Genomic DNA, 17,960 nt, shown 5'->3' on the forward strand with positions numbered 1-17,960 from the left:
TCAGAGCTTGTTGATCGGCAGCTTGAGCATCACATCGCCCTGCTCATCCGCCGGGGGCATCTGACCCGCACGCATATTGACCTGCAGAGACGGCAGGATCAGGCGTGGCATCGCCAGCGTTGCATCCCGTGCATCGCGCATTTCCACGAACTCTTCGATGCTGCGCCCCTGTCCGATATGAATGTTGAGCGCTTTTTGCTCACCCACAGTGGTTTCCCAGGCGTATTGATCCCGTCCTGGGGCCTTGTAATCATGCCCCACGTAGACCCGCGTTTCATCGGGCAGGGCGAGGATTTTCTGGATCGATTCATACAGCGTAGAGGATGACCCGCCCGGAAAGTCGCAACGGGCGGTGCCAAAATCGGGCATGAACAATGTATCGCCAACAAAGGCCGCGTCGCCGATCACATAGGTCAGGCAGGCTGGGGTATGACCCGGCGTGTGCAACACATCCCCGCGCATCTGACCGATATGAAAGCTATCGCCTTGCTTGAACAGGGCATCGAATTGACTGCCATCGCGCTGGAATTCAGTGCCTTCGTTGAATACTTTGCCAAAGGTGTCCTGCACGGTCACGATCTGATCGCCGATCCCGATTTTACCACCCAGCTTTTTCTGAAGATAAGGCGCGGCCGACAGGTGATCGGCGTGGACATGGCTTTCGAGGATCCACTCGACCTTCAGATCGTTTGATTGGATATAGTCAACGATGACGTCCGCGGCCTTCGTCCCGGTGCGTCCTGATGCATGATCGAAATCCAGAACGCTGTCGACGATGGCGCAGGCCCGGCCTTCGGGTTCGTGCACGACATAGGAAACCGTGAAGGTTTGATCATCGAAAAAAGCCTGCACTTTAGGGGTCATATCATCCTCCGTCCCGATCTATATAACATGTATTGGATGTGGAATGTGTTTCAACTGCCGATTTGGCTATTGATGTCTGTCAAGGCAGCCACACCAATATTGGATTAAACTTTAGTCGAACCGGGAAAGACTGCCGAAACTACCGAATTACCCGGCAAGATTCCGCACAACCTGAGGTTAGATTGTTCTGGTCTTAATCCCGTTACCTATATCGGAGATACTGGCACCACTTGGGAGGAGCGATATGAAACATAACACCCTGTTTTCCGAATTCACAGAGATTGAACAAAAGCTCGAGAATGCCTGTCTCGATACGCGCCTGGCCCTGCAACCGAGTGTGAGCAAGATCGTTGATCGCATGCGCCGTCAGGGCATGCATGTCCCATCTCGTTTGCGTCGACTGGACTCGGCGTTGTGCGAAGATGCAATGGAAGCGCAGTTTGACAATATGCCTGTCTAATTCCGCAAGGTCATCCGAAGGAAATCCCGAGGATGACCAGCATCAAGCCAATCACCGACAGGAAAAGTGATCCGAGGTTCCAGGGCAGAACGCCCTGAACAACCGCACGCAGTTCATCATCAGACAGTCCTGCTTTGCGCGCTTTCATCACGCGCAGAATGCACCAGACCAACCCGGCAAGCCCGGCAACGGACAGGGCGGCCCCGCCCCAAGTGATGAATTCAAACATGGTTCCCCGCAAAGCTGCCTGATCCGCACCCGCGATTAAAGGATCGGGGCAATTCGCACAAGCGCGCTTTGGGCCCGGTTCGGGATTGCGTGCTTGCGACCGGGGCGGTCGCACTGTATCCGGCATCTTGCCGATGTCACAGCATCAGATTCTAGCCTTGGGGAGAGACGCCTATGGAAGACATGACCGAAGATCAGGCCACCGCCAACTACCGCGTCACAGCGGGAGAGCTGCGTCAGTTCATCGAACGGTTTGAACGGCTGGATGCTGAGAAAAAGGATCTGGCTGAACAGCAAAAAGAAGTCATGGCCGAGGCCAAGGCCCGGGGCTACGACACCAAGGTCATGCGGAAGGTCATTGCCTTGCGTAAGCGCGACAAGGACGACATCGCCGAAGAAGAAGCAGTGCTGGAAATGTACAAAGAAGCATTGGGAATGTAGAGCGTCTGACTGGTTCAGACCTCTAATATTCGTACATTCGGCATTGTTCGGATTTTTGCCATGTCTTGTGCATAAAGCTCCGAAAACGCACTGACGATTTCCGTGCTCCAGCCCGGCAGGTTTAACTCCTCCTCAACCCGATCGGGTTGAGCATGGGCCTCAAGTAGCCCAGCCAGCTCAGCTCCCGATGCAAGCCGCGCGCCGGATTGTTCCTGCTGGATCAATGGCAAAAGCTGATGTTTACCCTGTTCGGTCAGCAATGAGGCCAGCAGTGTATGCTCTCCGGGGATGGCAATGCTGTCGGGCAAACCGGCCATGGCGCGTAGGATATCTCCCCAGATCAGTGGCGAGTCCTCGTTCTCCCAAAGCGTGATTTTGACATCTGGAACCAGATCGCCCAAGTCTTCGATCATAGTAACCCAGCTGAGACAGCTCAGGTCTGTCGTATCCAATATTGATCTGGTGCGTGCCGGGTCCAGTGCCTTCAAAACCCTTGGGATGAAAAGACCAGGGTTCATCAGCCCGGCAAAGATTTCGATCTGCGCGCCGTTCAGCAAGTCCTGCGTATACGCAGCCCGCTTCCCTGCAAATGGATAGATTTGCCCATGTTGCAAGGCCGCGCGCATCGGCCCAAAGAACTTTTCGCTGGAGACAACGACACGCTGAATATCCGCAGCATCAGGCAGAACGGCATTCATCTGCTCGCGCGCCTCTGCCAGTGGCAGACCGCTCGCCATGGCGTCGGACATGACCTTGACGAATTGCCTGCACCGGCGTGGTCCTAGTGGTAAGGTCCCAGCCTTGTACAGCGCGCCCTTGTGGGCTGCGAGATTTGCCAGCAATTGCCCCGCATCCGTGTAGGGAACCCCGGCGTGAATGACTACATGCATCATGTTCCTTGCGCCCGACTGTCCTGCAGAGCCGTTTTCAGCTTTGCTTCACTGTTATCAAGACCGGGCATTTCGTTGCGAGCGATTTCACACTTTCTCAGGAAATTCGACAATCCCTAACTCTATGCTAAATTTCCGGCTTGCAGTCTCTGTCCGGAGACAGTAATCGACGGTCAGCGCCCCTATAGCTCAGCTGGTAGAGCAACTGATTTGTAATCAGTAGGTCCGCGGTTCGAGTCCGTGTGGGGGCACCAGAAAATAAAAGTAAGACAAATAGTTACCTCATTCTAGGGGCCCGGTCTCTCCGAACGCCCGGATCTACCCGAGTCGGACACTCGTGTTTATTGGTCTTGGTGCAGTGCGATTGTGTTGTCCTTGAGCTAATGAATCTAACAGATCAACTCATCAATGCGCTGCAAAAAATATTGAACAGGACGCTCATTCCATCACGCCCAAGCGCTCGATCCAGCTCTTGAGGCTGCCCTTGATATAGTGCCGTCCGACGCCATCAGAACTCGGGTCAGTGTGAAAACAACACTTTCCTTTCTGCTTTACGCCACTGACAGAATAGCCACTGATGCCGACCAGATAGCGAGTGTTGAAAACGCGCGCGGTGCCGTCAACTTTTTCAGCGAAAAACAGTTTCATTCGGTTATTCTCCTGCTCGATTTCCGGGGGTGTAGATAGTCACTATTTTCCGGGGGGTTGGCATGCACCGCCCCCACGGAACTTACTGGTTAGCCGGTAGGCATGAACAAAATACTCGGTACCCGTTCGATCATTGCGAAAAATGAACCGGTTCGCTGGGGTGTAAATGAGCGCGTCATGTTAGAAGCCGGCCCCAATAACCAATGCCAGATCCTCTTTCCCAGGTAACCTGCGTGCCCATGAGACATTGGACTTTAGTGTTTGTTCATGTGCGCGCTCTACGTCGCGGACAGTGGGCCAGATCAGCAGCTCGATCCGGGCAGTGCGTACGCAGCGATATTCTTACAGATGTTCGCTTTCGCTCATAAGACGGAGGCATAGGCCAACAGAGGCAATAAACACCTTGTTTTGAAAGGCTTAGGTGGAAAGGCTGCATCATTCTCGGTGTGTCCCACTTTGTGTCACACCCGAGCATCACAGGGCTAAGTCAATGATTTGGACATAAATGGAGGCGAGTACCGGAATCGAACCGGTGTACACGGATTTGCAATCCGCTGCGTCACCACTCCGCCAACTCGCCTTTTCAAGTAAAATCAGATACTTGCCGTGGTGTGTTTGGCGTTCTAGCAGCTTTGCGACAGGGCGTCCAGAGGACAGTCGTGAAATTTCCGGACCAAAGTGCGAAATACCGCGATTTCATACTCAGCCCAATCGTTGAAGATGGAGGATTGCGGCAATAGAGGCGTTGCCGGTGACCAAGGGATGTGGCAAAAGCCGAACAGGCTTGAGACTTCAGACGAGAGATCACATGACAGATTTCGCAACGCGACGCCGCATAATGGTTGATACTCAGGTGCGACCTTCGGATGTGACGAAATTCCCTATCATTGATGCCATGCTCTCGGTGCCGCGCGAGGATTTTGTGCCGGACTCGCAGCGCGAAGCCGCCTATGTCGAAGACGTAATCAATCTGGGGAATGGGCGTAGTTTGTTAGAGCCGCGGACCCTGGCCAAGATGTTGGATGCGTTGAACATTTGTAATGACGAGGTCGTGCTCGATATTGCGCCGGCGCTGGGGTACTCGACAGCGGTGGCCGCGCGTATGGCGGAACTGGTTGTTGCCGTGGAAAGCGACGAAGCGCTTGCGGGTGAGGCACAAACCGCTCTGACCGAAGTCGCCGCTGACAATGCCGTGGTTCACGTTGGTCCGCTTGAGCAGGGCGCGGAAGAACACGGGCCTTATGACGTGATCATGATCCAAGGCGGGGTGCAGCAGGTTCCCGATGCTCTTCTGGATCAATTGAAGGATAGCGGTCGCATTGCGTGCCTGTTTGTTGAGGACGGATTGGGTGTCGTTCGCATCGGGCGCAAGGCGGGTGGGCGCGTCAGTTGGCGCGATGCGTTCAATGCCAGTGCTCCGGTACTTGATAGCTTTTCCCATCAGAGTGCATTTTCGCTATAGTCCAAAGGTAGTTTGTTCTGCCACCTTGATTAGTTGAAAATGACGGCGCAAATTGCCGACAGGGCAGAAATTTTTTGAGTTGAGAGGATTTGGTGATGCGTAGGACGGCGACTGGCAAACTGGTCAGAGCGTGTGCATTGACCGCAGGACTGGCCTTAAGCGTTATGCCGCTGCGTCAGGCATGGGCTGATAACCTTACAGATGCGTTTATCGGGGCCTACAACACCAGCGGATTGTTGGAGCAAAATCGTGCATTGCTGCGGGCTGCGGACGAAGACGTGGCGATTGCGCTGGCTGCTCTGCGCCCCATTATCAACTGGACAGTGAATATAAGCCAGGACTACTCGAGGACGCGAACCGGTGCGTCTGTTGCAACGGCCAATCCGGCGCGTTTCTTTTCCGGATTGACGCTTAGCCAGCTTTTGTATGATGGCGGGGCATCTGTGTTGGGCAAGCAGTCAGCGCAGGAGACCGTCCTGTCCACCCGGCAGTCTCTAATTGATATTGAACAGCAGGTCTTGTTCCGCGCCGCAACGGCATACCTAGGCGTGTTGCTTCAGGAAGAAACCGTTCAGATCCGCCAGAATAACGTCGATCTGTCCAGCGAAGAGCTGCGTGCTTCGAATGACCGTTTCGAAGTAGGTGAAGTCACCCGGACCGATGTGGCGTTGTCTGAATCTCAGCTGGCAAGTTCACGTGCGGATCTTGCGGATGCGCAGGGTGATCTAAGCACTGCCCAAGCAGAATATGTCAATGCTGTCGGAAAGCGACCGGGGCGCACATCAGGGCAGCCCAGCCTTCCGAACCTGCCGCGCTCTCAATCTGAAGCAATCAATCTGGCATTGCGCAACCACCCTTCAATCCTGTCCGCACAGCACCAGGTGCGAGCTTTGGATCTTATCGTTCAGCAGCAGCGCGCGAATCTCGGTCCTAATGTCAGTTTGAGCGCTGACGTTGGTGTGAGAGAAGACTTTGATGATGACGATTATCAAAATACTGCAGGTGTTGCTCTTAGCTTGAGCCAACCAATTTATGCTGGTGGTCGACTGGCGGCGAGTGTTCGTCGTGCCATGGCCACACGCGATGCGTCGCGGGCGAACCTTTTGAATGTGCAAAAAGATATCACGCAGGGCGTGACGGATGCCTATGTCCGGTTTGAAACCGCGACAGCCAGTCTGACGGCGTCAACCGAACGCGTTCGAGCCTCACAGGTAGCCTTTGACGGGATTCGGGAAGAGGCTACACTGGGTGCACGAACCACATTGGATGTGCTGACGGCCCAGCAGGATTTGCTGGATGCGCAACTGGCTGAGATCGCGTCGCGGACCGAGCGTTCGCTGGCGGCTTATCAGCTGCTGCAGGCTCAAGGCCTGCTGACGGCCGAGCGTCTGGGACTGGCCGTGCAGATCTACGACCCGACTCTCTATTACAATCTGGTCAAAAAAGCGCCGGCCCAGGTCAGCAAACAGAGTAAGGATCTGGATCGCGTGCTAAAAGCGTTGCGCCGGGACTGACGGGCAATACTATCTGTTGTTCGCTTTGATAGGATTGGCTACACTCTACCCTGAGGATAGAGCGGTAGAGAAAAATGGCGGATAATGTCGTAAAAGCCGGGATCGAAGACGTTTTGTCTTCGGTCAAACGTCTGGTCAGTGAGGAAGGTAAAGCGGGCAAGGGGGCTGATCAAAGCGCCAAGGCGCGCAAACCCGGTCGTTTGGTGTTGACGGATGCGTTGCGCATCTCAAAACCCGCTGCGGCTGAAACCGGCCCGCTGAAACTGGAACCCGAATACAGTGCCGAAGTTTCGGCGAAACCAATGCTGCTGCGCGCGTGCGATATTGTGCGAGATGATGCGGGCGCCGATCAGGAGGCCCCCAGCGAAGTGGCGATGGATGAGCAGTCGGACGACCCGACACTCAGCCTGAGTGCCAAGATTGAAGCGCTGGAAGCTGCCATTGCCCGTACTGAAGATCAGTGGGAGCCTGACGGTGACAGCGATGATGCCTATTCAGGTACACCGAATCAAAGCCTGTCCTGGGATACGGGTACGGCATTTGCTGAAAGTGATGGGCAAGCCTCGCTTGAAGAACAGCCAGAAGATGCGCAGCCCGAGAGCGATCAAGTTGTTTCCGACGAAGAAGAACCAGTTGTCGAAACGCCTCGACAAGAAGAGTTAGAAAGTGATGAGGCGCAGCCCGCCACATTTATCCGCTCTGCCGAGGCTGAGCCCGTGACCGAGTCTGCGGAACAGGAGACTGCGCTGCTTCGGGAACTGTCAGTTGACGAAGAAGCGTTGCGTTCAATGATCGCCGAGGTTGTTCGGGAAGAGCTGAAAGGCGCGTTGGGCGAACGGATCACGCGCAATGTCCGCAAAATGGTGCGGCGCGAGATTTATCGCGCATTGGCTGCGCAGGAACTGGAATAGCCGCTCAGGCGCGCTTTGGCGCCTGCGCCATTTCCAGCAACTGGTCTAAATCCATAGTCTGTTCCAGATGATCGGCCAGCGCATCAAGCGTTTGCTCAACCCCGTCCTCATACGCACTCTCAGATTTCACACCCAATGTTGCCAGATATTGGGCGCGGAACGCATCGGATGAGAATATGCCGTGCAGGTAGCTGCCCAGAATAAGACCGTTTGCGCTGGCGGCTCCTTCAGGCCGGCCGGCGACTTCCAGCCAGGCACGCGCGCAATCCGGGCCTTCGGTACGACCCATGTGAATTTCATACCCGCTGACAGGCGCGCGGTTGGGCAGGGCTACTGCTTCGGTCAGCGTCACATGCTTCTTGCCCGCCATCACTGTGTCAACATCCAGCAGGCCAAGCCCTTCTACGGTACCCGGGTGACCGTCTACGCCATCAGGGTCGGCGATGGTTTTGCCCAACATCTGATAGCCGCCACACAGGCCCAGAACATGTCCGCCACGACGGACATGCGCCAGCAGGTCGATATCCCACCCCTGAGCCCTGAAATAGGTCAGATCGCCGATGGTGGATTTGCTGCCGGGCAGCAATACAAGGTCGGCATCGCCGGGCAGGGGGCGGCCTGCGGGTATGATCTCGACGCTCACGCCGGGTTCTGCGCATAACGGGTCCAGATCGTCGAAATTGGCCATCCTCTCAAGTTGAGGAACCACAACCTTACAGGCGCCGCCGGTATGGGATCGAATGTCCATCATGTCTTCGGCGGGCAGTTTCCACGCATCGTGAAACCACGGGACAACGCCCAAACAGGGCCAACCGGTGCGTTCCGCAATGTCATCGCGCCCTTCATCAAAAAGAGACACATCGCCCTTGAACCTGTTCACGGCAAATCCTTTGATCATCGCCAGATCGCCGTCATCAAGTACGGCCTGGGTACCAACGATCTGCGCGATCACGCCACCCCGGTGGATGTCACCGACCAAAACCACAGGAACACCCGCCGCGCAGGCAAAGCCCATATTGGCGATGTCGCCCGCGCGCAGGTTGGTCTCGGCGGGGCTGCCGGCCCCTTCGATCAGGACCAGATCAGCATCCCCGCACAGCCGGTCAAAACTCTCCAACGCGGCGCCCAGCAACTTGGATTTGTCCTTGCGATAGTCCCCGGCCTTCATGGTTCCAGCGCGCTGTCCCTGCACGATGATCTGAGCACCGGTGTCGGTTTCGGGTTTCAGCAGGATCGGGTTCATATCCGTATGCGTGGCACGTTTTGCAGCCCGCGCTTGCAGTGCCTGCGCCCGTCCGATCTCACCCCCGTTCTCGGTCACCGCAGCATTGTTCGACATGTTCTGCGGTTTGAACGGAGCAACTCTCAACCCACGCCGCGTATAAGCGCGCGCCAGCCCGGCCACGAGAACCGATTTTCCGACATTGCTGCCGGTCCCCTGAATCATGATGGCACGAACCATAGTCGTCTCCTATGCTGACGTGCAGATGACCTGATTTGACGCCGAAGGGAAAGCCCTGGATGAACACGCCCGCGCATCTTTTGATCGGCGCCGCCGTTTTTGCTCGGCCCGCACATGGGCGCATTCTGGGGGCCGCCTTGCTGGGGTCGTTGCTGCCGGATATGTCCCTTTATCTGATGGCGGGTACATCGCTCTATGTTCTGGGTATCCCGCCAAATGTCGTCTTTGATGAGCTTTATTTCTCATCCACCTGGCAGACGATCTTTGCGATCGACAATTCGTTTATTCTTTGGGGGCTGGCTTTGATACTGGGCGTGTGGCGAGGCTGGTCATTTCTGATTGTGATAGCTTCTGCTGGATTGCTGCATCTGGCAACAGATTTCCTGCTTCACGCTGGCGATGGGCGTCCGCAATTCTGGCCTCTCAGCGACTGGGTCTTTCACAGCCCAGTCAGTTATTGGGACAGTACGCACCACGCATTCTGGGTTGTGCCTATCTCGACCCTGATCTGCGCAGCCGCCTACGCGGTTTTGTGGCGACGGGGCCTTTCGATCACGACCAAGGTATTTTTTACTGTTTTGCTGGGTGCTGAATTCTGGACTGCTGGGCAATGGTTGCGGTTTTTCTGACCACACAAAGAAAAACGCGCCCCGGTGACAGGGGCGCGTTTTTTCAAACCGGCAATTTGCAGGTTCAGGCTGCTTCGGCCTGCTGAGCGGCGTTGCGACGCTCACTTTCTTCGCGCGACAGTGCTACCGAGGTGCGCACGCCACGACCGACGAACTCCATCAAGCCACCGACAACCCGCTCGTTGGGGTCGATACCGGCACAGGATAGAACTTCGCGCCCATCACGCGAACGGGCCCAGCGGGCGATCTGTTCGGGGCCATTGCCGTATTTCTTGTCGTCGGCGATAGCATCATCAAGCGCAGCCAACACAACGGCTGCAAAAAGTTTGCGAGCACGATTGCCTTGCTCATTGTTAAAGGCAGTGCCGTCAACGAAATCTCTCATCTCGTCTTCCTTGTTGTTCTTGCTCTTGCATTTTCGGCGTGACGGTCCTTATGACCTATTAGCTGCGATTCGGATACAGCTAAAATGCATAGTTGCGTTGCGTCATGTGCATAGCTTGCTGCAGGTGCAGCACTAAGTGTCGTTGTCTTGTCAGGGTTGGCCCTGCCAGATATAGGGACGGCAACTGACGCATCAACCGTTTGTGAAGGAAATATGTAATGCCCAAGATAAATGGGAACGAAATTCGCCCCGGCAATGTGCTTGAGCATAACGACGGGCTGTGGGCAGCTGTAAAAGTGGATCACGTAAAGCCCGGTAAAGGCGGCGCTTTTGCTCAGGTCGAGCTGCGCAATTTGCGCAACGGATCCAAGCTGAACGAACGGTTCCGTTCTGCGGATAAAGTCGAACGCGTGCGCCTTGAGCAGAAGGATCAGCAGTTCCTGTACGAGTCCGATGGCATGCTGGTGTTCATGGATGCTGAGACATATGAACAGATCGAACTGCCAGCTGACCTGCTGGGCGAACGGCGTCCGTTTCTGCAGGACGGCATGACAATTGTTGTCGAATTTTATGAAAGCGAGGCGTTGAACGCGACGCTGCCTCAAAAGGTGACTTGCAAGATTGTCGAGACCGAGCCCGTGGTCAAAGGTCAGACCGCTGCGAACTCGTTCAAACCGGCGATTTTAGACAATGGTGTCAAGGTCATGGTGCCGCCCTTTATCGGGCAGGATGAGATGATCATCGTCAACACCGAGACCATGGAATACTCCGAACGCGCGTAACACTGCATCAAGCGTTCCATAGATTTCAAAAGACCGTGCAAGCACCCGCTGCGCGGTCTTTTCTTATGGTTTGTGCATCCGACGATAGCGCGACGGGTCAGGGCCGAATAACTCAAGCATCAGCTCATACTTGATACGGTTCGCACTAACTTGCCGGTAGAAGGCGATCAGGAATGACGTTGGCCCCTGAATTCGGCTGAGCCCACTGGTGGCGGCCACCACGGTGCCCACATCGGTTCGGCCTTGAAGCACCAACCAGCCGCCCAACATCAGAACGCCGACAGTACCTGCACCGTTGATGACGCTCAGGAGAAATTTGGCTGACAGTTTCCAAAGAAACATTCGCCGCCGCGTTTCATATATATCGTCAAACATCGCGTTGATATCGTGTTCGGCCGCTTTCAAATCATCAGTGGTCAGAGTGTCAGTGGCCTGTCGCAGAACACGGACACGTTCAGCGACAAAGACGTTCACTTTTCGTTGCGACATCAAGACGATAACGATTTGTGGCACGATCATCGAAAACGCAATCATTCCAAGCCCCGGTTGGGTAGAGGAGATATAGCCGATCACGCTGATCAGGGTGCCGATCTGCACCACCGGATCCGAGAACGCACCACCTGCAAATTTCCCGAGTTCCTCGGCCTCGGCCGATATCGCGGTGCTCATTGCACCCTTGCGGACGGTTTCACCTGACGCATTCAAATCGGTCGATCGCCACAGAAGGCGCTGGCGGATCAGGCGGATCAGGTCCTCACCCAGGGTCCCGGCACGGTACCCCAAGACCCATTTCAGCGCGAGGCTCAGAAGGATGACACCCATCATCCCAAGGCCCAAGAGAACCAGCCGTTCGATCCCCACATTGGTCGAGGTCAGGTGGTTGATGATGTCACGCTGAAACTCAAGTGGAACCGCGGCCAGTGCAGCAACAGCCAGTGACAGTACGATTAGAAAAATCTGCCGTCCGGCGCTGGCGCGCCAGATTGCGGTGTAGAGCTTTAGCATGACGGCACCCGGATGGTTTCGGCGACCTCAGTTTGGCAGTGCAGGACAGCAGATCAAACCTGTCCTCGGCGGGCCGTTTTCAAGCCGTAACGGATCGGCAACAGCGGGGATCTAGTCGGCGCGTGTGATCACTGCGTCCTCGGCACGCATTTCGCCCTTGGCGCGATCAAAGCGCAGATGGGCGATCCCATGTGCCCCGGATTGTGTGAACAGAGTCCCCGCCGGTTTCCCGTCAACTTTGATCTCGGTTCCTGCTGGCGCGCTGCCTTCAACCTGAACCCGGCACAGTCCTTTGCGCAGCTCGGTCTTGTGTTTCATCCGGGCGGTAACTTCCTGCCCGACATAGCAGCCTTTTTTGAAATCCACGCCGTTCAGGTCTTCGAAACGCGACTCAAGGATGTAGCTGTCCTGATGCAATTCTATCCCGCTTTCGGGAATACAATGACGCACACGGATGGCATCCCAGTTGGTCCCGTCATCACCTTCGGGTCTATCGGTATAGGCGCGCCAGCCCATGTCCGCATGGCGCGGATCGGGGAGGGCACCTTCGGGCGCAGGCCCCGTGCCACGCTGGAGGTTCAGGCCCGCGGGTTCAATCGCCACATCTGCGCGCAATTTGTACATGCCCAGCCGTTTTGTCAGCCCGTCCCCTAGCGCCTCGGCCACATCCAATAGCACGGTTTCGCCGTCCCGTTTCAGAAAGAAATCGGCCAGATATTTACCTTGAGGGTTCAGTAGTGCCGCATAGACCAGCCCGGCCTCCAGTCCGCCAATATCGTTGGTGATCAGGTCCTGCAAAAAACTCTCGGTGTCCGAGCCGGTCAGGCGCAGGATGCGGCGATTGGGCATTGCAGGGTCCTCGTCATTTGCTCTGGCCTCGTGATATAGGAAGTTCTGCTGCCAAGACCAGAGGTTATCAGCTGTGCCCGCGCCGATCAGCATCGTGATCCCAACATTGAATGCGGAAGCCACGCTGCCCGCCTGTTTGCAGGCCCTGATGGAGGGGCTGCATGCAGGCTTGATCCGTGAACTGATCATCAGCGATGGTGGCTCGACCGATCTGACACCGAAGATCGCTGAAGAAGCCGGGGCAGAGCTGGTCGACGGGTCCGCCTCGCGCGGGGGACAGTTACGGCGTGGCTGTGCCCTGGCCAGGGGTGATTGGGTGCTGATCCTACACGCCGATACTGTGCTGGAACCAGGTTGGACGAAACCCGTGGCGGACCATCTGGCTTTGCAATCCCCTGCGGCGTTTCGGCTGTCATTTCGCGCCAAGGGATTGGCCCCGCGCTGGGTCGCCGGTTGGGCCAACCTACGCAGCGGCTTGTTCAGCTTGCCTTATGGTGATCAGGGTTTGTTGGTTCCGCGCGATGTCTATCTGAGTGCCGGGGGCTACAAGGATCAGCCATTGATGGAGGACGTGGCCCTTGCGTGCGCGCTGCCTCGGATCGCGCTGCTGCAGGCGCGCGCCGTCACGAGTGCGGAGCGGTATGAACGGTCGGGCTGGCTGCGACGGGGGGCTCGGAACCTGTGGACCCTGATGCGCTATCTTCTCGGGGCTGATCCGGAACATCTTGCCCAGGAGTATCGGCGCTAAATGAAGTGCGCAGTTCGACAATTGACTTGCCCAGCCTGAATGGCGCGGCAAAGCTGACCAGACATAACGCAACGATCTGGAGCACCAGAATATGCGCGTTGGACTGCAAATACTCCCACTCGTCCTTGAGCTTGGCGACCTGCTCGATCAGATCATCATAGCTCTGGGCGAGGATCAGGTAGTCTCCTGCAATCGCAGGCACTTTGCGGCGCATGTTGTCAATGGCGGTCTGCGTGTCGTCGTCTAGTGAGGTGAAAACCAGGAATTGATCGATGTTGAAAGCATCCGCCTTGGCTGACATCTGCTCCATCTCATCCTTCTCTTGCCGTCCAAACAGGAAATGTAGCCCTTGCAGCGGAGCGACCTCATTTGTGACCTCGATGAACAACGGCAGATCGGCATTGCTGGCGGTGGAAGCCGACAGAAACTCGACCTTTTCGCACAAAACGCCCGTGTCGGGGTCATAAGCGGGATCACAGAACCGCAACCTGAAACGTGCGGCGTCGCGGTCAAAGGCCGACGAGGCCGCATAGGCCACATCAATCTGTCGATCCAGCCGAGAGCTATCGGCCGTATAAAGACCCGCCAGAACAGCGACCAACGCACCGATGCCGCCCAGCACGACCCAGACCAGATCAGCCAGTTTCCACGCCCGGTGACCTGCGGGTTTTCGGAACAGAAATCCGGTTCCGACCAACCCCAGCACAAAGAACAGGATCAGAAGTGGTAATTGGTTCTCGGCCACGAAGTTCATGACCCCAAGTTTAGGCGCTGCACTGTTCCATGCAACCGGGATCACGCGCAGTTGTTTCGAAGATGCGAAAGGTAAGTACACATACAAAACCAAAAGGGATCGAATTCCGGATTGAGATTGAACGCCTCCTGTGCAACCTGCGTAGTTGACCCAATCAGGGCCAAGACACAGCGCGGAAGGCACAAGCGTGACCCTGTTCGTCATCCTCATCATTCTTACGGCGGCTTTGCTGCATGCGGTCTGGAATGCCATAGTCAAAACGGCCGTAGACCGGACGACGACGTTGGGCCTTGTGGCATTTGGGCATGTGATCCCGGCCTCGGTTATGATCCTGTTGCTACCGCTGCCCAGTGCCGAAAGCTTCGTCTACATCGCGCTCTCGACCGTTGTGCATTTTGGCTACTATTTCATGCTGGGCAAAGCCTATCAGCACGGCGACCTGAGCGTTGTTTACCCTATCGCACGCGGCATCGTGCCTGCGCTGGTTTCGCTCTGGGCCATGGTGTTGGTGGGTGAGGTCCTGCCCCTGCAAGCCTGGGGTGGGATCGCCCTGATCGCGCTGGGCATCCAGCTGAGTAGCTGGAGCGCCCTGCGATCCGGCGTCGGGCGCAGCGCGCTGGGCTTTGCGCTGGGCACGGGGTTCTGCATCTCGATCTATTCGGTGGTCGACGGGATCGGCGTGCGACTGTCGGGCAATACGCTCAGCTACTGGGCCTGGGGCGCGTTCCTGCACCTGTTCATCGCGGGGTTTGTGGGGGTGCGCAAGCGGGACACTTTGGCGGCGCTGCCCGCCAAGGTCTGGATGATCGGCATCCTAGGCGGGTTGGTGTCAATGACGGCCTATGGTCTGGTGCTCTATGCTAAGAACTTCGCGCCTTTGGGGGCCGTGTCGGCCTTGCGCGAAACCTCGGTGATCTTCGCGGCGCTGATCGGGTTTGTGTTTTTGCACGAGGGCAACTGGATGCGCCGATTGGGCGCGGCGGTGCTGATGGCCGGAGGCGTTGCGCTGATCGGGCTGGCAGTCTGATGAACGCCGGGCTGAAGCTCGGCCTAAAGGGTGGGGAGACGTCCCGCGCTATCCTCCCTATGCTTGACGCAGAGCATCAAGCACGCGCCCCACCCGCCCCGATAACGGGCTATTTTCTAGACGCATATTCGTTCAGGCGTGCTGTCAATGCACTTATGTCTGCTTCATAGTTGGCAACCGCAATGTTTTTGGGCCTAATACAAAAACCACGCTCTCGAATTAACAGAACACCCTTTTCATCTTTGATGCCCCAAAGAATATTACTTAATGATTGTAATAGCTTAACGCCCGCAAGGTCTTTATTCGGTTCGTTTATTACAAATCTAAATGAACCAACTACGATGTCAGTTAATGAGGCAAGGTGAGAGGTGCCGTTTAGAGTGTTGTCTATTGATACGATGTTACCGAGTTGATGGTTTTTTTGGCTCTGTTGAAATACGATGCCGGTTTCGAAAACTTCCTTAAAATACTGCTCCTGCTTGAAGTCAGTTGTGCGATCAAACTTGACAACACCAGGAGCGTTTCCGTTCTCGCGCAGGAACTGATCAAACTTCATTAAGAGCGTGTTTATTCCAAACTTCAGACGTTTGTCGTGAGGCTGACCTTTAGCAATCGCATGTGGAGTAATGTAACAGCAAGCTTTGCAGTGATGCTTCGCAGCGAGTTTTAGAACCGCGTTTTTAGCGTCAGTGTGCGCTTGTCGGGTAACATCCTTGGATATCCCGCCGGGGGAGAATTTTAGTTTGTCGTTTGGCTTAAAACCATACTTCCTACGTATAGCAATCATGCCTTTGTGGATTTTAAGCAGTTGATCAGATGGAAAGAAAACACTGGCGTAAATTAGAAATTCTTTGCTGCCGTCTTGATCAGCTTCGTCGGCGTACATGACGTACATAAATATTCCTTACCTCAAACATCCAACTCCTCCACAAACCGCGCGTTCTCCTGAATGTATTGGAACCGCAGTTCGGGTTTTTTGCCCATCAGGCGCTCGACCAGATCGCCGGTCTCGCCGGGTTCGTCCTCATCAATCGTGACGCGGATCAGTTTGCGCGAGGCCGGGTCCATCGTGGTCTCTTTCAGGTCCTTGGCGTCCATCTCGCCCAGACCCTTGAAGCGCGAGACGTCGATCTTGCCCTTTCCGCCCAGACCTTTCTCAAGCCATTCGTCACGCTCAGCCTCGTCCAGACAATAGACGCGTTTGGCGCCTTGGGTCAGGCGGTAAAGGGGCGGGCACGCCAAATACAGGTGGCCCGCGTCGATCATGGGCCGCATCTGGGTGAAGAAGAACGTCATCAGCAGCGAGGCGATATGCGCCCCGTCCACGTCCGCGTCGGTCATGATGATGATCTTGTCATAGCGCAGGTCGTCGACGTTGAACTTGGTGCCAAGACCCACACCCAGTGCCTGCGTCAGGTCGTTGATCTCGGCATTGGTGCCCAGTTTCGAACTGGCCGCGCCCAGCACGTTCAGGATCTTACCGCGCAGGGGCAAAAGGGCCTGCGTTTTTCGGTCGCGACCCATTTTTGCAGATCCGCCCGCAGAATCGCCCTCGACGATGAATAATTCCGTTCCGTCGCGTGTTGAACTACTACAGTCCACCAACTTGCCGGGGAGACGAAGTTTCTTAGTGGCGGACTTGCGTTGTGTTTCCTTCTCGGCCCGTCGGCGCAGGCGTTCCTCAGCCCTCAGGATGAGGAAATCCAGGATCGCGCCGGCGGATTTCGTGTCCGCGGCCAGCCAGTTGTCAAAATGGTCGCGGACAGAGTTTTCGACCAGTCGCTGTGCCTCGACCGTGGCAAGGCGATCCTTGGTTTGGCCCACAAATTCCGGTTCGGAGATGAAGCAGGAGACCAGCGCGCAGCCGCCGGTGATCAGATCGTCGCGCGTGATCTGTCCTGCCTTCTTGTTGTTGATCAGCTCACCATAGGCTTTGATCCCCTTGAGGACCGCCGCCCAGAACCCCGCAACATGGGTGCCACCCTCAGGCGTTGGCACGGTGTTACAGTAGGACTGGATGAACCCATCGCGCGACGGTGTCCAGTTGATCGCCCATTCGACCTTGCCGGGGGTGCCGAATTTTTCCTGAAAGTCCACGGTGCCCGCAAAGGGCTGCTCGGCATAGGTGGACGAGCCGTTCATCGTTTCCTTGAGGTAGTCGGATAGGCCGCCGGGGAAGTGGAACGTGGCTTCGGTGGGCGTTTCCCCGTCATCGATGGCGGATTTCCAACGGATTTCCACGCCGGAGAACAGGTAGGCCTTGGAGCGGATGGATTTGAACAGGCGTGCCGGTTTGAACTTGTGGTGGCCAAAGATGTCGGCATCGGCATGGAAGGTCACGGTGGTGCCGCGCCGGTTGGGGGCCGCGCCGACCTTTTCAACCGGGCCCTGCGGGACGCCGCGTGAGAAGCGTTGTTCAAACAGCGTCTTGTCCCGCGCCACCTGCACGACCATCGAATCCGACAGCGCGTTCACCACGGACGCGCCAACACCATGCAGACCGCCCGAGGTCTGATAGGCCTTGCCCGAGAACTTGCCCCCCGCGTGCAGGGTACACAGGATAACCTCAAGCGCCGATTTGTCGGGGAATTTCGGGTGCGGATCGATCGGAATGCCGCGCCCGTTGTCGCGCACGGTCAGGGCGTAATCGGCGTGCAGTTCGACCTCGATCCGGTTGGCATGGCCCGCGACCGCTTCGTCCATCGAATTGTCGAGGATTTCAGCCACCATATGGTGCAACGCGCGCTCATCGGTCCCGCCGATATACATGCCGGGGCGTTTGCGAACAGGTTCCAGCCCTTCCAGCACCTCGATCGAGGAGGCGTCATAGGTGGTGGTTGCGTCGGGCGTCAACAGATCGTCGGGCATGGGTGCTGCTCTTATTCTTGGGTTTCCCCCATT

The 17,960-nt window shown here is 56.3% G+C and carries 19 protein-coding genes, 2 tRNA genes and 1 pseudogene; 10 read left to right on the plus strand and 12 right to left on the minus strand.

What is annotated here, in order from left to right:
* Nucleotides 1-864 carry an MBL fold metallo-hydrolase gene (locus ABLN87_RS00115; RefSeq protein ID WP_353006197.1) on the minus strand — a complete coding sequence of 288 codons (864 nt, stop codon included), beginning with the start codon at nt 862-864 and terminating at the stop codon, nt 1-3.
* A 244-nt stretch (nt 865-1,108) separates the two neighbouring features.
* Here ABLN87_RS00115 and ABLN87_RS00120 point away from each other — a divergent pair, with 244 nt between their 5' ends.
* The gene (locus ABLN87_RS00120; RefSeq protein WP_353006199.1) at nt 1,109-1,324 is read left to right on the plus strand and encodes a hypothetical protein; all 216 of its coding nucleotides are present in this window, start codon (nt 1,109-1,111) and stop codon (nt 1,322-1,324) included.
* Between the two features lie 10 nt (nt 1,325-1,334).
* On the opposite strand, the gene ABLN87_RS00125 is transcribed toward ABLN87_RS00120, so the two are convergent.
* Nucleotides 1,335-1,553: a hypothetical protein gene (locus ABLN87_RS00125; RefSeq protein ID WP_170530829.1), complete on the minus strand. Its 219-nt coding sequence runs from the start codon at nt 1,551-1,553 to the stop codon at nt 1,335-1,337.
* A gap of 173 nt (nt 1,554-1,726) precedes the next feature.
* Between ABLN87_RS00125 and ABLN87_RS00130 the strand changes: the two genes are divergently transcribed.
* Nucleotides 1,727-1,993: a DUF2312 domain-containing protein gene (locus ABLN87_RS00130; protein WP_170530827.1), complete on the plus strand. Its 267-nt coding sequence runs from the start codon at nt 1,727-1,729 to the stop codon at nt 1,991-1,993.
* Between the two features lie 14 nt (nt 1,994-2,007).
* Here the strand turns inward: ABLN87_RS00130 and ABLN87_RS00135 are convergent, their stop codons facing one another.
* On the minus strand, nt 2,008-2,886 hold the full coding sequence (locus ABLN87_RS00135; RefSeq protein WP_353006201.1) for a hypothetical protein: 879 nt from the start codon (nt 2,884-2,886) through the stop codon (nt 2,008-2,010).
* A 175-nt stretch (nt 2,887-3,061) separates the two neighbouring features.
* On the opposite strand from ABLN87_RS00135, the gene ABLN87_RS00140 reads away from it, so the two are divergent.
* Nucleotides 3,062-3,137, plus strand: a tRNA-Thr gene (locus tag ABLN87_RS00140).
* Between the two features lie 184 nt (nt 3,138-3,321).
* Here the strand turns inward: ABLN87_RS00140 and ABLN87_RS00145 are convergent.
* Nucleotides 3,322-3,531 carry a hypothetical protein gene (locus ABLN87_RS00145; RefSeq protein ID WP_353006203.1) on the minus strand — a complete coding sequence of 70 codons (210 nt, stop codon included), beginning with the start codon at nt 3,529-3,531 and terminating at the stop codon, nt 3,322-3,324.
* Nucleotides 3,532-4,037: 506 nt separating this feature from the next.
* Nucleotides 4,038-4,111: transfer RNA gene (locus ABLN87_RS00150), tRNA-Cys, on the minus strand.
* A 228-nt stretch (nt 4,112-4,339) separates the two neighbouring features.
* On the opposite strand from ABLN87_RS00150, the gene ABLN87_RS00155 reads away from it, so the two are divergent.
* The 3 genes from ABLN87_RS00155 to ABLN87_RS00165 all read left to right on the plus strand — a co-directional run bounded on the left by ABLN87_RS00155 (nt 4,340) and on the right by ABLN87_RS00165 (nt 7,418).
* Nucleotides 4,340-4,993, plus strand: a complete 654-nt coding sequence (locus ABLN87_RS00155; protein WP_353006205.1) for a protein-L-isoaspartate O-methyltransferase family protein — start codon at nt 4,340-4,342, stop codon at nt 4,991-4,993.
* Nucleotides 4,994-5,088: 95 nt separating this feature from the next.
* Nucleotides 5,089-6,507, plus strand: coding sequence for a TolC family outer membrane protein (locus ABLN87_RS00160; RefSeq protein WP_353006207.1), 1,419 nt, complete (start codon nt 5,089-5,091; stop codon nt 6,505-6,507).
* A gap of 74 nt (nt 6,508-6,581) precedes the next feature.
* Nucleotides 6,582-7,418 (plus strand): hypothetical protein, encoded by an 837-nt coding sequence (locus ABLN87_RS00165; protein WP_353006209.1) that lies wholly within the window; start codon nt 6,582-6,584, stop codon nt 7,416-7,418.
* A 4-nt stretch (nt 7,419-7,422) separates the two neighbouring features.
* Here ABLN87_RS00165 and ABLN87_RS00170 read toward each other — a convergent pair whose 3' ends face one another.
* The gene (locus tag ABLN87_RS00170; protein ID WP_353006211.1) at nt 7,423-8,880 is read right to left on the minus strand and encodes a cobyric acid synthase; all 1,458 of its coding nucleotides are present in this window, start codon (nt 8,878-8,880) and stop codon (nt 7,423-7,425) included.
* Nucleotides 8,881-8,939: 59 nt separating this feature from the next.
* On the opposite strand from ABLN87_RS00170, the gene ABLN87_RS00175 reads away from it, so the two are divergent.
* On the plus strand, nt 8,940-9,509 hold the full coding sequence (locus ABLN87_RS00175; RefSeq protein WP_353006213.1) for a cobalamin biosynthesis protein CobQ: 570 nt from the start codon (nt 8,940-8,942) through the stop codon (nt 9,507-9,509).
* Between the two features lie 64 nt (nt 9,510-9,573).
* Here the strand turns inward: ABLN87_RS00175 and ABLN87_RS00180 are convergent, their stop codons facing one another.
* Nucleotides 9,574-9,894, minus strand: a complete 321-nt coding sequence (locus ABLN87_RS00180; protein ID WP_008757056.1) for a DUF6280 family protein — start codon at nt 9,892-9,894, stop codon at nt 9,574-9,576.
* A gap of 218 nt (nt 9,895-10,112) precedes the next feature.
* Here ABLN87_RS00180 and efp point away from each other — a divergent pair, with 218 nt between their 5' ends.
* A complete protein-coding gene (efp, locus tag ABLN87_RS00185; protein WP_170530793.1) occupies nt 10,113-10,676 on the plus strand; it encodes an elongation factor P in 564 nt (187 codons plus the stop codon).
* Between the two features lie 63 nt (nt 10,677-10,739).
* Here the strand turns inward: efp and ABLN87_RS00190 are convergent, their stop codons facing one another.
* Entirely contained in the window at nt 10,740-11,681 is a 942-nt protein-coding gene (locus ABLN87_RS00190) for an ABC transporter transmembrane domain-containing protein (protein ID WP_353006216.1), read from the minus strand.
* Between the two features lie 111 nt (nt 11,682-11,792).
* A complete protein-coding gene (locus tag ABLN87_RS00195; protein ID WP_353006218.1) occupies nt 11,793-12,530 on the minus strand; it encodes a YgfZ/GcvT domain-containing protein in 738 nt (245 codons plus the stop codon).
* Between the two features lie 73 nt (nt 12,531-12,603).
* Between ABLN87_RS00195 and ABLN87_RS00200 the strand changes: the two genes are divergently transcribed.
* Nucleotides 12,604-13,278, plus strand: a complete 675-nt coding sequence (locus ABLN87_RS00200) for a TIGR04283 family arsenosugar biosynthesis glycosyltransferase (RefSeq protein WP_353006220.1) — start codon at nt 12,604-12,606, stop codon at nt 13,276-13,278.
* Nucleotides 13,279-13,285: 7 nt separating this feature from the next.
* On the opposite strand, the pseudogene ABLN87_RS00205 reads toward ABLN87_RS00200, so the two are convergent.
* A pseudogene (locus tag ABLN87_RS00205) lies at nt 13,286-14,032 on the minus strand (hypothetical protein); the annotation flags it as partial.
* Nucleotides 14,033-14,219: 187 nt separating this feature from the next.
* Here ABLN87_RS00205 and ABLN87_RS00210 point away from each other — a divergent pair.
* Nucleotides 14,220-15,059: a DMT family transporter gene (locus tag ABLN87_RS00210; RefSeq protein WP_353006222.1), complete on the plus strand. Its 840-nt coding sequence runs from the start codon at nt 14,220-14,222 to the stop codon at nt 15,057-15,059.
* Nucleotides 15,060-15,168: 109 nt separating this feature from the next.
* Here ABLN87_RS00210 and ABLN87_RS00215 read toward each other — a convergent pair whose 3' ends face one another.
* Nucleotides 15,169-15,945, minus strand: a complete 777-nt coding sequence (locus ABLN87_RS00215; RefSeq protein ID WP_353006224.1) for a hypothetical protein — start codon at nt 15,943-15,945, stop codon at nt 15,169-15,171.
* Nucleotides 15,946-15,968: 23 nt separating this feature from the next.
* Nucleotides 15,969-17,927 (minus strand): DNA topoisomerase IV subunit B, encoded by a 1,959-nt coding sequence (parE, locus tag ABLN87_RS00220; protein WP_353006226.1) that lies wholly within the window; start codon nt 17,925-17,927, stop codon nt 15,969-15,971.
* Between the last annotated feature and the right edge of the window lie 33 nt (nt 17,928-17,960).

The sequence above is a fragment of the Ruegeria sp. SCP10 genome (assembly GCF_040329495.1).
GTDB lineage: Bacteria > Pseudomonadota > Alphaproteobacteria > Rhodobacterales > Rhodobacteraceae > Ruegeria.

Coding starts and splice junctions, on each gene's coding strand:
- ABLN87_RS00135 (WP_353006201.1), bottom strand. CDS start 2,886: ATGATGCATGTAGTCATTCACGCCGGGGTTCCCTACACGGATGCGGGG.
- ABLN87_RS00125 (WP_170530829.1), bottom strand. CDS start 1,553: ATGTTTGAATTCATCACTTGGGGCGGGGCCGCCCTGTCCGTTGCCGGG.
- ABLN87_RS00145 (WP_353006203.1), bottom strand. CDS start 3,531: ATGAAACTGTTTTTCGCTGAAAAAGTTGACGGCACCGCGCGCGTTTTC.
- ABLN87_RS00165 (WP_353006209.1), top strand. CDS start 6,582: ATGGCGGATAATGTCGTAAAAGCCGGGATCGAAGACGTTTTGTCTTCG.
- ABLN87_RS00115 (WP_353006197.1), bottom strand. CDS start 864: ATGACCCCTAAAGTGCAGGCTTTTTTCGATGATCAAACCTTCACGGTT.
- ABLN87_RS00170 (WP_353006211.1), bottom strand. CDS start 8,880: ATGGTTCGTGCCATCATGATTCAGGGGACCGGCAGCAATGTCGGAAAA.
- ABLN87_RS00160 (WP_353006207.1), top strand. CDS start 5,089: ATGCGTAGGACGGCGACTGGCAAACTGGTCAGAGCGTGTGCATTGACC.
- ABLN87_RS00175 (WP_353006213.1), top strand. CDS start 8,940: ATGAACACGCCCGCGCATCTTTTGATCGGCGCCGCCGTTTTTGCTCGG.
- ABLN87_RS00180 (WP_008757056.1), bottom strand. CDS start 9,894: ATGAGAGATTTCGTTGACGGCACTGCCTTTAACAATGAGCAAGGCAAT.
- parE (WP_353006226.1), bottom strand. CDS start 17,927: ATGCCCGACGATCTGTTGACGCCCGACGCAACCACCACCTATGACGCC.
- ABLN87_RS00130 (WP_170530827.1), top strand. CDS start 1,727: ATGGAAGACATGACCGAAGATCAGGCCACCGCCAACTACCGCGTCACA.
- ABLN87_RS00215 (WP_353006224.1), bottom strand. CDS start 15,945: ATGTACGCCGACGAAGCTGATCAAGACGGCAGCAAAGAATTTCTAATT.
- ABLN87_RS00155 (WP_353006205.1), top strand. CDS start 4,340: ATGACAGATTTCGCAACGCGACGCCGCATAATGGTTGATACTCAGGTG.
- ABLN87_RS00190 (WP_353006216.1), bottom strand. CDS start 11,681: ATGCTAAAGCTCTACACCGCAATCTGGCGCGCCAGCGCCGGACGGCAG.
- ABLN87_RS00195 (WP_353006218.1), bottom strand. CDS start 12,530: ATGCCCAATCGCCGCATCCTGCGCCTGACCGGCTCGGACACCGAGAGT.
- ABLN87_RS00120 (WP_353006199.1), top strand. CDS start 1,109: ATGAAACATAACACCCTGTTTTCCGAATTCACAGAGATTGAACAAAAG.
- efp (WP_170530793.1), top strand. CDS start 10,113: ATGCCCAAGATAAATGGGAACGAAATTCGCCCCGGCAATGTGCTTGAG.